12 protein-coding genes are annotated in these 12,071 nt (G+C 50.6%); all 12 read right to left on the bottom strand.

All coding sequences use genetic code 11. The annotated features are described in order from the left end of the window. Positions 1 to 4 precede the first annotated feature (4 nt). From WH50_RS04630 to WH50_RS04685, 12 genes are read right to left on the bottom strand one after another with little or no spacing between them, the layout of a single operon-like run. Positions 5 to 1,108, bottom strand: a complete 1,104-nt coding sequence (locus WH50_RS04630; RefSeq protein ID WP_110186262.1) for a DegT/DnrJ/EryC1/StrS family aminotransferase — start codon at positions 1,106 to 1,108, stop codon at positions 5 to 7. Beyond that, entirely contained in the window at positions 1,105 to 2,328 is a 1,224-nt protein-coding gene (locus WH50_RS04635) for a class I SAM-dependent methyltransferase (RefSeq protein ID WP_110186263.1), read from the bottom strand. Before WH50_RS04635 ends, WH50_RS04630 begins: the two co-directional genes overlap by 4 nt. Continuing rightward, complete coding sequence (locus tag WH50_RS04640; protein WP_110186264.1) at positions 2,328 to 2,888, bottom strand: dTDP-4-dehydrorhamnose 3,5-epimerase family protein; 561 nt, start codon at positions 2,886 to 2,888, stop codon at positions 2,328 to 2,330. The genes WH50_RS04635 and WH50_RS04640 overlap by 1 nt, the downstream gene beginning before the upstream one ends. After that, complete coding sequence (gene rfbG, locus WH50_RS04645) at positions 2,876 to 3,949, bottom strand: CDP-glucose 4,6-dehydratase (RefSeq protein ID WP_110186265.1); 1,074 nt, start codon at positions 3,947 to 3,949, stop codon at positions 2,876 to 2,878. The genes WH50_RS04640 and rfbG overlap by 13 nt, the downstream gene beginning before the upstream one ends. Further along, positions 3,940 to 4,713 carry a glucose-1-phosphate cytidylyltransferase gene (rfbF, locus tag WH50_RS04650; RefSeq protein WP_110186266.1) on the bottom strand — a complete coding sequence of 258 codons (774 nt, stop codon included), beginning with the start codon at positions 4,711 to 4,713 and terminating at the stop codon, positions 3,940 to 3,942. The genes rfbG and rfbF overlap by 10 nt, the downstream gene beginning before the upstream one ends. A 12-nt stretch (positions 4,714 to 4,725) precedes the next feature. Beyond that, a complete protein-coding gene (locus tag WH50_RS04655) occupies positions 4,726 to 5,583 on the bottom strand; it encodes a glycosyltransferase family 2 protein (protein ID WP_110186267.1) in 858 nt (285 codons plus the stop codon). Next, positions 5,570 to 6,739 (bottom strand): NAD-dependent epimerase/dehydratase family protein, encoded by a 1,170-nt coding sequence (locus WH50_RS04660; protein ID WP_110186268.1) that lies wholly within the window; start codon positions 6,737 to 6,739, stop codon positions 5,570 to 5,572. The genes WH50_RS04655 and WH50_RS04660 overlap by 14 nt, the downstream gene beginning before the upstream one ends. Positions 6,740 to 6,748: 9 nt before the next feature. Next, positions 6,749 to 7,750, bottom strand: a complete 1,002-nt coding sequence (locus tag WH50_RS04665) for a glycosyltransferase family 2 protein (protein WP_110186269.1) — start codon at positions 7,748 to 7,750, stop codon at positions 6,749 to 6,751. Next, on the bottom strand, positions 7,743 to 8,702 hold the full coding sequence (locus WH50_RS04670; protein WP_110186270.1) for a glycosyltransferase family 2 protein: 960 nt from the start codon (positions 8,700 to 8,702) through the stop codon (positions 7,743 to 7,745). The genes WH50_RS04665 and WH50_RS04670 overlap by 8 nt, the downstream gene beginning before the upstream one ends. Next, complete coding sequence (gene glf, locus WH50_RS04675) at positions 8,695 to 9,879, bottom strand: UDP-galactopyranose mutase (RefSeq protein WP_110186271.1); 1,185 nt, start codon at positions 9,877 to 9,879, stop codon at positions 8,695 to 8,697. The genes WH50_RS04670 and glf overlap by 8 nt, the downstream gene beginning before the upstream one ends. After that, positions 9,876 to 10,847 carry a glycosyltransferase family 2 protein gene (locus tag WH50_RS04680; protein ID WP_110186272.1) on the bottom strand — a complete coding sequence of 324 codons (972 nt, stop codon included), beginning with the start codon at positions 10,845 to 10,847 and terminating at the stop codon, positions 9,876 to 9,878. The genes glf and WH50_RS04680 overlap by 4 nt, the downstream gene beginning before the upstream one ends. 39 nt (positions 10,848 to 10,886) lie before the next feature. Further along, a complete protein-coding gene (locus WH50_RS04685) occupies positions 10,887 to 12,071 on the bottom strand; it encodes an acyl-CoA reductase (RefSeq protein WP_165838303.1) in 1,185 nt (394 codons plus the stop codon).

A 12,071-nucleotide genomic window follows, 5' to 3' on the forward strand; every position in this document is an offset into this window, starting at 1 on the left:
TGTGTTATGCCATCCCCGCTAATACCTGAACGATACGTTCCTGCTGCTGATGGGTCATGTCATGATAGGAAGGTAAATTGATCGACCGCCCGGCAATATCCACCGCCACCGGTTTGGGGAAAGCACCTGCAAACATAGGCAGTGTACTCAGCGGCGCAAAAAATGGCCGGGCATCGATATTGGCTGCCTGAAAGGCCTGTATCAGCGCCTGATCAGTAATACCACTTTCCTTATCAAACACCGCATTGGGCATCCAGGCGCCAATCGTAGCGCCGGGTTGTTCAGGATTTAACTGAATGCACGACACTCCCATCAGCGCCTGGCGATAGTTGGCCATGATCTGTTGTTTGCGCTGTATCAGCTCCTCAATGCGCTCAAGCTGGCCACAGCCAATGGCCGCCTGAATATTCGACATCTTGTATTTAAAACCCATCATTTCCGGCCAGAATTGCCGGGTTTGCCCTCGTGCACGACCATGATTGCTAAGCGTCAGCACGGTTTCATATAACTCAGGATCATTGGTAACGAAGATCCCACCCTCACCTGTCGTGATAGTCTTAGTACCATGAAATGAAAACGCACCGAAGCGCCCCATCGCCCCAGCGCGCATGCCTTGCCAGACTGAGCCTATGGCTTCTGCCGCATCCTCAATCACTGGAATACCGTGTTTCTCTCCAAGCGCCAGTAGCTTGTCCATATCACAGAGATTGCCATAGAGGTGCACAGCGATAATGGCTCGGGTTTTGGGCGTAATGGCCGCTTCCACCTGCTCAGGATCAAGGCACCAGCTATCCGGCAGAATATCAACAAACACAGGAGTTGCGCCTAACTGCACCACCGGTGATACCGTCGCAACCCAGTTGGTATCGGCCAGAATGACCTCATCGCCTTCACCAATACCAAGTGCTGCCATTCCCATATGTAAAGCGCCGGTGCAACTTGAGGTGGCAATCGCGTAGCGCACACCCAGATGCTGACAAAAAAGCTGCTCAAATTTATGGATATAGTCGTAGCAATGAGAGCCCCAGCCATTGGCTGCAGCATCGGTGGCATAACCTACTTCAAGCGCGGTGATGGAAGGCCTGGTATAGGCAATCCGCTCGTTCATAACACCTCCAGCATGGGTACCGCGGTGACAAAACTGGTTCCCACCTCTCGTAGAAAACTCAGCTGCTGCATCACTTCTGCCTTAATATTCCAGGGCAAGATCAGCACCACATCTGGCAGCACATCGGCCAATACGTCAGGTGCAACAATGGGAATATGGCTACCTGGCAAGTACTTGCCTTGTTTTGAGGGCGCAGCATCACAGACATAGGGTAAAAGATCAGGCTTGACCCCTGCGTAATTAAGCAGCGTGTTCCCCTTTGCCGCCGCGCCATAGGCAACGACTGTCCGACCTTGCCGCTTCTGCTCCAGTAAATAACTTAGTAGTTCGTTTTTGATGTTATCTGCCCTTTGCTGGAATGTTGCATAGGTAGCCAGTGAGCCAAGCCCTGCCAGCGCCTCACGCTCCAGCATATGCGCAACATTTGCACTTACAGCACGATGATCATTCGCATGACATGCCCACACACGTAAGCTGCCACCGTGGGTACTCAAACAATCCACATTCCATACTTTAAGCCCGGCACTCGCCAGAATCGTACTTACCGCGCGCAGCGATAAATACGAGAAGTGCTCATGATAAATAGTGTCAAACTGTCCGAGCGAAATGAGCTCAAGCAGGTGAGGGAACTCAAGGGTAATAGCTCCGCCAGGCTTGAGGAGTGTGGCAAGCCCACGGCAAAAATCGTTGATATCAGGCACATGAGCCAGAACGTTATTGCCAATGATCAGATCTGCCTGCGGTCCTTCCCGGGTGAGTTTTTGCGCCAGTGCCTCGCCAAAAAATGCAGAAAGCACGGGAATCCCTAAGGACCGCGCCACCCCTGCGGTGCTTTCAGTAGGCTCAATTCCCAGGCAAGGAATCGACTTTGCAACCATATTGCGAAGCAGGTAGCCGTCATTCGATGCTACTTCGACAACAAAGCTTTCGTGATCAAGCGACAGTTTTTTCTCGACTTCATCACAATAGCTCTGTGCGTGGGCGAGCCACCCTTTTGAGATGCTGGAGAAATAGGCGTAATGCTGATCAAACAACGTATCGGCAGCAGCATAATCTTCTGTTTGCACCAGCCAGCAGTGCTCACAGACTTTCACCCGTAACGGAAAATACTTTTCCGGCTGATGTAGCTGCTCTTTCGTAAGATAAGCGTTTGAAGGGGGCGCAAAGCCGAGATCAATGAAATTGTGATGTAAAGGATGAGCACAGTGACGGCACTTCATCAACATCTCACTCCCGAAAAGGCACGAGTTATAAAGGGAAGTTGCTGATCTCGTGCAGATAATCCATGGGGTGGCAAGGGCCACTCAATCGCCAGCTCAGGATCAAGAGGATGAACTCCGTCTTCGACCTCAGGCGTATAAAAGGCAGAGTGGCAATAGATCAGCTCGGAGTTTTGCTGGAGCACCTGAAAGCCATGGGCCACCCCCTCCGGCAAGAGCAAGGCGCAGCCATTGTCGGCGGACAGCTCATGGGCATACCACTGCAAGAACGTTGTCGAGTCTGCACGTAAATCCAGCGCTACGTCCCACACAGCACCACGAATGCAGCTCACCAGTTTCATTTCCGCATGAGGTGAATGCTGGAAATGCATACCACGCACCATACCCGGCTCTCTTGTGAGAGTGTGATTGATTTGCACAATCGGGCTGTGCCAGCCTGCCTCAGCCAGCTCCTTCTGGCAAAAAAGGCGTGCCAGAGAACCGCGTTCATCACCACGAGAGACACGCTGAATGACTTTCACACCGGCAACAGGCGTAGCGGTAATAATCAGGGACGCCATGCCGCCTCCAGCTCCGCGATATCGGCCTCGCATAAAGCCCGCGCCGATTCGCCAGCATAGTAGCGCTTGTACCATAGCATGGTGCGGTTAAGCGTTTGCTCGAGCCGCCAATGGTTATGAACCCCCAATGACTGTCGCGCCAGAGATGGATCAAGCATCAGCAGTCCTGCTTCGTGTGGGCCTTCAGGCTGTTCATGAAAACGACAGCGAGCACCATCAAAAATGCCACTGGCGATGCTGATAACCTCGCGTACGGTCGCCATACCAGCAGCATCCGGGCCAAAGTTCAGTGATTGGGGGCAGTCTTGCCTGTGGCTTAAGTGCTCGGCATAGATAAGGTAGCCATTCAGGCAATCAAGCACATGCTGCCAGGGTCTGACGGCATCGGGGCGACGAATATCGACAGTGTCGCCGTGGCTCCACGCTCGAATCGCATCGGGAATAAGCCGGTCGGCAGACCAGTCTCCGCCACCAATCACATTGCCAGCACGTGCAGTAACCAGCGAGATCCCCTTCTCGGCAAAAAAAGAGCTACGGTAGGCGGACACCATCAGCTCACATGCAGCTTTACTGGCGCTGTAAATATCGTGCCCACCCAAAGCATCACTTTCGCGATAAGGCCAGGGCCATTCACGATTGTGATACACCTTGTCAGTGGTAATACAGAGCACGGACTTTACCGAAGGGCAGCCACGAAGGGCTTCAAGTACATTGACCGTACCCACAATATTGGTACTGCTGGTATCCACCGGTTGACGATAGCTTTCCCGCACCAGTGCCTGTGCCGCCAGATGAAAGACGATATCAGGCTCAGCCTGCCGTACCGCGTTTTTTACGGCGTTCAGGTCACGGATATCCAACGTGATATCCTGACACAGTGCCTTAATGTCTGCGGCGACAAACAAACTCTGCGACTCTGCCTTCAAGGCAACGCCTGTTACCTGCGCCCCCATACGCGCCAACCATAACGTCAGCCAGCTACCTTTAAAGCCTGTATGCCCCGTCACTAAAACACGCTTACCACGCCAGAAACCGGAATTGGCCACTGGGCTTACGCCCATACTTTCCAAGGTGGATTCCCCTTCTGCCAAAGATCTTCCAGCATATTCTTTTCACGTAATGTATCCATGGGTTGCCAGAAGCCATTGTGCTCATAGGCCATCAGCTCACCACTTTCTGCCAGCTTAACCAGCGGCTCGCCTTCCCAACTTTCCATATCGCCACGAATATGGTCAATCACCTTGGGGGAGAGTACAAAAAAGCCACCATTGATCACTGCGCCATCGCCTCTTGGCTTTTCCATAAAGCCAACTACCTGATCGTTGTCACGCGTCAGAGCGCCGTAGCGCCCGGGAGGTATCACAGCGGTCACAGTAGCGAGCTTGCCGTGGGTACGATGAAAATCAATAAGTGCAGAAATGTTGATGTCACTGACGCCATCACCATAGGTAAAGCAAAACGCCTCCTCACCCTGCAAAAACTCACTGACACGTTTGAGCCGTCCACCAGTGAGAGAATGTTCTCCCGTATCCACCAGCGTGACCTTCCAGGGTTCTGCATGGTTGTGATGAACCTCCATACGGTTATTGGCCATATCGAAAGTCACATCCGACATATGCAGAAAGTAGTTTGCAAAGTATTCCTTGATGACGTAGCCCTTATAGCCCAGGCAAATAATGAAATCATTGACGCCATGGGCGGAGTAAATCTTCATGATGTGCCAGAGAATGGGCTTACCACCAATCTCGATCATAGGCTTGGGTTTTAAGTGAGACTCTTCACTGATACGGGTGCCGAGCCCGCCTGCCAGAATGACTGCTTTCATCGCATGCCTCCGTCAGATCTCATCATTAGGTATTAACGACTGAATACCGTACCGGTGCTGAAAAACCTCAATCATTTGCTGTTCAATGTACGTCTTCATCCGCGAGTCACCTTTGTAGAGCGCCCCGAAACTATCCAGGTAATAGCAGATGAGTTCATACCGACTAAAGTAATCGTCGGTGGCAGAAGTCCTTCTGGTAAAGGATTCGGCGATATCTTCCTCACGGAAATAGCGTCTCCAATACCGCTCGTCCTGCATGTAATAGACCTGGCCGTGCCAGAGTAGATGGCTGATAAGAACCAGGTCGCCAGCAATAACCAACTTAAAGGGAAAGCCATCCAGCAAGTGACGTCGAAACACCGAATGAATAATGCTGCAATGGGAACGATGTCTGATGGACTGCAGATAACGACCAAGACGCTTGTGAGAATAGGGATACACATCAAGCTCAAGAAACTCAGGCTCTGGCAGCTCTTTCATTACCTTATAGGGCATGCCACACGCCATCGCGAGAGACTCATCCTCATCCAGCAGTGTCATGGCGGTCTCAAGATACCCGGGGGACACGGCATCATGCCCTCCCAGCCACATGAAATAGCGTGAGGAAGGGGCGTTATCCAGAAGCGCCTTAAAACTGTAGTTGGCTCCCCGGTTTTTATCATTCTGATGAAATGAGAAGCGCTCATCGTGACCGAAAGCTTCTCTGGCAATCTCAAGAGTGTGATCCGATGAGGCGTTATCCAGCATCATGAAGTGATAAGACTGGCCACGCTGAGCGGCCAGTGACGCCAATGTATCAACAATATAAGGAGCTTCATTGTAGGTAGGTACACCTACACAGATGTCAAACTCGTCATTATTTACTGTCATGATGCTCCGCTACCCAGGTAGACACACAGGGAATCTTCGACAAATCAGCACGATGGATATACTTCTGGGCAATTTCCATGACTTCCTCCATCAGACCTTCACTCAGTAAGGTTGGCTTCAGGCCATCACGCAGAAAGCAGTCGTTGGAGGCATACAAATCATTTTCAGGTGCTTCATTGCGCGGATTGTGAAGATAGCTGATCTCAGCTCCAGTCATATGCGAAATCATCTGAGCCAGGTCCCGAACACGATGCGTTTCCGTCAACTGGTTATAGACCTTGACCCGCTCGCCTTTTACCGGCGGATGAGACAGTGCAATCTCAACGCAGCGCACCGTGTCACGGATGTGGATAAACGCACGGGTCTGCCCTCCGGTGCCATGAACTGTTAACGGATAGCCTGCAGAACTTTGCATCAGAAAACGATTCAGCACCGTTCCGTAGTCACCGTCGTAATCAAAACGGTTAATCAGACGCTCATCCCGTTTTGTTTGCTCTGTCTGAGTTCCCCAGACAATACCCTGATGAAGGTCAGTAACCCGGAGTTTGTCGTTCTTGTTGTAATAGAAGAAAAACAGCTGATCCTGGCATTTAGTCATGTGATAGATGCTGCCGGGATTGGCCGGATACAGGAACTCTGCAGTTGCACCGTTCGCCAGCTCGACCTGCAGGTATCCTTCGGGGATTTTCATCCCTGCTGTGCCATATCCGTATACGCCCATAGTGCCCAGGTGCACCAGATGGATATCCTGACCGGACTCGACGATAGCATTACACAGGTTGTGAGTAGCATTCAGGTTGTTGTTAACGGTATAGATCTTATGTCGTGGACTTTTCATTGAGTAAGGTGCTGCACGTTGCTCTGCAAAATGCACAACAGCATCAGGCCGCCACTCTTTCAGCAGGCTGACAACCTTTTCATAATCCACAGCAAGGTCGAGATACTGAACGCTGATTGTCTTCCCCGACACCTCGCGCCAAGCGCTTACACGATCATCCAACGAGACAATAGGTGTTAATGAAGAGGCGTTAAGCTCTTCATCTATGCGACGACGGGAGAGGTTGTCCACGATCATGACATCGTGGCCCTGTTCAGAGAGATATAAAGAGGTTGGCCAGCCACAGAAGCCATCACCGCCGAAAACGATAGTTTTCATACTTATAGCTCAATGTAGAAATTGTTTTTTGATGCAATCGCATGTGAAGCTGAGGCCGATATTTCGGCCTTTCACAAGCTGTCTGAAACCCAGGGTTCTCAGGTAAGCAATCAGCCCTTTGATACCATGTTGTCGGCAGAAACTCTTGAGTCTTAACTCAATAAACGCTTTTATTTCGCCCTCTAACGCCCGATCAGTGATTAACGTCTTTTTAAACAGATTAGCCACACAGCGCCCTGCAGAAAGTAATGACGCAGAAGAGGCCTGATGAGGCCATACCAGGGGCTGCAACACACTGAACTTTACCTCGACGCCCATATCAGCCCAGGCATTTTCAACCACCCTTGCATGAGCCTTTTTTTGCCGGTCATTATTCAGACTACTTTCCTGCTGCGCATGTGTACGGTATGCAAGCAGAAACTTGGGAATATTAGCAATCATGTGATGCTGAGCAATATCATAAAAAAACTTATAATCCGCAGCCCCCTGATACGCTATATCGAAGAAAAACCCACCTTCCACAATTATTTCGCGACGAATCAAAACAGACGGATTACAGATTACATTATCCAATCTCAGCGCTGCTTTTATCTTCAATGGCTCTACTGGCGGGCGCACCTCTCCGTCAACTGCTCCGAATCGTTTATACCAGCAGCCCACCACACTTATGTGGGGATGACGCAACATATAATTAACCTGTTCAGCAAACCTGTCAGGCATACAAATATCATCTGCATCCATGAATGCAACGAAATCCGCGGTCGCCTCTTTAAGCAAGACATTACGAGAGGGAATAATTCCTATATTTCTTTCATTACGCAGAAGGCGAAATCTTCCATCATTGAGATAAGGCAAAATCTTTTTAACTGTCGAATCAGTGGAGCAATCATCAAGAATCAATACGGAAAATTTTACATAGGTCTGCTTAAGCAGAGAGTCCAGGCAAGCCTCAATGTAATCTTCTGAATTAAAAACCGGCAGAAGCACTTGAACCAATGGTGATTCATTCATTAATGATGACTTCCCTTTCTTTTATAAAAAAGAACCTTTCTGGCATATTGACCAAGCACCTTACATCAGCCAATCGATTTCTTTTAATACAAATATTCAGCCACTTTTCCTCAATCGCATACTCTCCATATCCAAACTTCCCTTGGTATGCAGTAATTAATTTATTAACCCATCGGGCAATAGCGGCCAGTTCCTGTCCAGTATCCTCAATGAGTGACCAGTGGCACAACCACTCATCCTCTGTTACAGAACCAGCCACAAACTCCACCAGGCGCCTGACGATTCTTTTATACTGGAACTGCTGCACATCCCTGTGCTTTTCACTCACCTGAGTATTGTGAATTCGATAATGGGTAAGCACTTTGGGAAGGTTAGCAAATCGAACATCAGGCCTCTCAATCATTACACGAGTCCAGAATTCGGCATCTTCAACATGAATATATGAAGAATCATACTTAAATTGTTCTAACAGTTCACGGCGAACAACAATAGAGTTATTTGGCATACCATTATTTTTAAATAAAAGAAGCGCCTTTATAAAATCATTCTGCGCTCTATAGTGCCAAACCTCGTTTCGACCACCAAACAATTTAATCCATGACCCTACGACATCAATCTCGGAATTGGCATCCAGATAATCACACTGCAATAACAGACGCTCCGGTACTGACCAGTCATCAGCATCCATACGGGCAATATATTTACTCTGGCAGATCTCTGGAGCTCTATTCAATATATTAATCAGCCCCATATTCTTCTTATTTTGAAGCAGCCTTACTCTGCGGTCTTTCTCCAGATAAGATCTGGCAATATCAACAGACTCGTCAGTTGAGCCATCATCAACGATAACAAGCTCAATATTTTGAAGTGTTTGATTGAGAATACTGTCAATACACTGATTCAGATAGGGTGCTGCATTAAACACAGGTAAAACAACAGAAACCTTAGGCATATTCAATTCTCAATCGATGATATGTCTCCAGTGCATTGGCCACGGCATCATCCATATCGAAATACTTGTACTGAGCCAAGCGCCCCAGACAGTGCAGCTGCGACATAGCTTGAGCACGCTCAGCGTAGTCTTTGAAGCGACGCTGCCCTTCCTCAGTAAAGACGGGATAATAGGGCTCATCTTCCGTCGTAGGGTCAAACTCCTTCGGGAACTCATAGACAACCGTGGTGGCCTGTGCAGCAGGCTCTGGTTTCATCAGATGACGAAACTCGGTGATGCGAGTGTACTCATGCTCGTTGGGGTAATTTACTGTCGTGGCAGGTTGCCACCAGGACTGCCCTTTACGCTCAAAACTGAAACGCAGGGAGCGGTAACGAAGTGCGCCTTGATCGGCAGCAAAGAGCTGATCGATCATACCTGTGTATATCACCTTACCCTTAAAGAGCGACTCCGCTCCTGCCTCACACCGATAAATGTGCTGGTGCTGCCAGTCAAAGCGCAACACTTCACTCATCGGTGTGTTCAGGCGCACCTCGATAGTGGGCTGATCAAGCATCGAGCGAAACATCGCGGTATAGCCTTCAGCAGGCAGCGCCTGCCAGGGGTCCGTGAAATACCGATCATCACGACTGACAACGACGGGAACACGCGCTGTCACTGCAGGAGAAATTGCCTCGGGAGCCACCCCCCACTGTTTACTGGTGTAGTTCACAAAGGCTTTCTGATAGATAAAATCCGCCAGCTCTGCCAAAAGCGGATCCGCTTCTTTACGCAGCTCAAGAATTGGCACCCGCGCCTCTTCACCAAATCGCGCGATCAGCGCATCAATCATCAGCCGGGCTTTCTCTTCAGGAAAACATCGCTCAATACTGGTCAGATTGAAAGGAATCGGCACCAACTCGCCATCGATACTCGATAGCACACGGTGTTCGTAAGGCTGCCAGCGGGTGAAACTGGACAGATACTGCCAGACGTTTTCACGATCTGTATGAAAAAGGTGGGGGCCATATCGGTGAATACGAATGCCATCAGCATCCAGCTCGTCAAAACAGTTACCACCAATATGGCCGCGCTGATCAATCACCAACACGCTCAGATCAAGCTGGCTGGCCATGCGTTCAGCAATGACGGCACCGGAAATGCCAGCACCGACCACGATGACATCAAAGGGTTTCATTGGGTGCCTGCCTTTAAAAACCGACGAACGGCGTCCGCATCCTGACGATGCTCAAAAGCAAATCGATGGCGTGCATCGAAATACCAGTCCTGACTGGTCACTGGCAGTGTGGAACGAGCCCGCTCCAGCAACTCAACAAAGCGCACGTCGTCGTTACGGAACAGGAAATAAAGTGCTGCTGAGTAGTAATGATGTGCACGCCCTTTTGCCACCAGCAGCGCATCCACACCGTAATTGACAGCGTTGTCGCAGGCACGAATCAGATCTGCCAGAGACTGTTCACGACGTGCAGAGGAGCGAGAGGTCTGGGCACCAAAACTGTTGGCATGAGCACGGTAGCGGCCCAATACCTCAGGAATAAAATCCAGAGTGCCGCCCCCCAGACAAAGGATCAGGATATGCCAGGGGTGATCAAGAATGATCTTGCAGCCTTCATCAATAGCATCTGCAAGGTTCGGGTGACGGCGAAACATGATGGAGCTGGCATTCACAGAGGCACCGTAGCTAATCAGCTGCTCCACTCCGGCGACATTCGACAGATACCTGGCGTTGTAATAATCAGCGGTGAAATGCTTGATAAAGCGTCCGCTTTCATCATCAAACATTTCGGATTCGTGGTAACACAGGCTGCAACTGGGGTGCCTGTCGAGATAGTCAGCCTGTAGCTGCAGTTTGCCCGGGAGCGCAAGGTCATCGCCATCAAGGTAGGCCAGATACTCTCCGGAGGCCAACGACAGCAACCGTTTCTGGGTTTTGGCCAGCCCCTGATTTTGCTCATTGTGATACACCTTGAGACGCGGCTCGCGTGAAGCCAGCTCAAGCATCAGTGCATAGGAGTTATCTGGTGAACAGTCATCGACGGCAATGACTTCAAAGTCAAAATCCGTTTCCTGCGCCAGCAAACTTTCCAGACAGGGAAGCACAAAACGCTCAAGATTGTAGACCGGCACCAGCACACTGACTTTCATCTTTCTTATCACTCCTGCTGCAAATCTCTGGCGCTATATTCAGCGAAGCTGTCTTACCAGTTGCTGAATCAAATTGCTCCCATCCCAGATAGGATCAAATACCAGTGCCTGCCCCAAAGGCTCAATCCGATCCAGCCCGGCGGCTGCATGGCTGACAGCCCAGGCCACCAGCTCATCCCGCTGGAAACCATAGAATCCCAGGGTCTGATGATGAGGCCGTAGCTCAGGCAGCAGCATGGATAAACTGTCAATCTGCCACTCGAACAGGACACCCTGTGCCGGATGGCCCTGCTCTTGTGAAAGATTCAATCCATCCACGGGAACCGTAACGAAGCGACCTTGCTGCTGGCTGGCGACCATCAATGCCCCATCCAAAGCTAACTGTTGCAAGCCAATCAGGCGCTCCATGGCACCGGCTTCACTCAGTTGATAACGGCGGGCTGCCGCACTTTCTTTAGGCTGTGACCGTATGAAGGTATTCACGCCCTTCCAGAAACATTGCTTCGCTTCGCTGACAGCAGCAGGTGTGCCCAGCCAGATCAGTGTCCGGGGCGAGGTGCAGCCTTGCTGTTCAAACTCCAGCGTGTCACGAACGAAGCGCCCGGCCCAATCGCCGTCTCTATCAGCGAGAATGGCGGCAGCATTGAGCAGGCACAGAGAATGTTTGTGGCCAAAAGCCAGATCCTGACAATGAGGGGCCTTAGGCAGGCTAGCCAGTTTTAGCAGGGTCTGATCACTCCCCCAGAATATGCGCATGTCTGCAGCGGTCAGACACTTCAGCCATTCGGGATCCTCATATTCACAACGCAGCAAGACCAGCCGACTCAAGACGTCAGCGTATTGCGGCTGCTGCCTTAACCCCTCCAGCAGCATCAGCAGCTCACCTTCATCTTCTCCCCTTCGTGAAGACAGCCTGACCACCACCACATTGCCTAGCCACAGTGCCAGCAGCGCAACATAAATGAATAAGGTGTCGACATTGCCGGGAGCGATCTGCACGACACGACCTCGTGGCCGGATATTTTGCACAGCGTGCAACTGCATCTGTTTAAGATGAGCAGGCCGTAGCCAAAATCCCAGTGCCGCCAATGGCGCGCTCTGACTATGCAGGCATGACCGCCCCAGCATCTCCAGCAAGGCAGTCGAGTCAGAATGAAAGGGAGTGGCTGGAGCTAGTCGCTGCAACAGCTCATTGCCAGCTTGCCAGGGGAATACAATCTGCAT

It is taken from the genome of Pokkaliibacter plantistimulans, from assembly GCF_003194385.1.
GTDB lineage: Bacteria > Pseudomonadota > Gammaproteobacteria > Pseudomonadales > Balneatricaceae > Pokkaliibacter > Pokkaliibacter plantistimulans.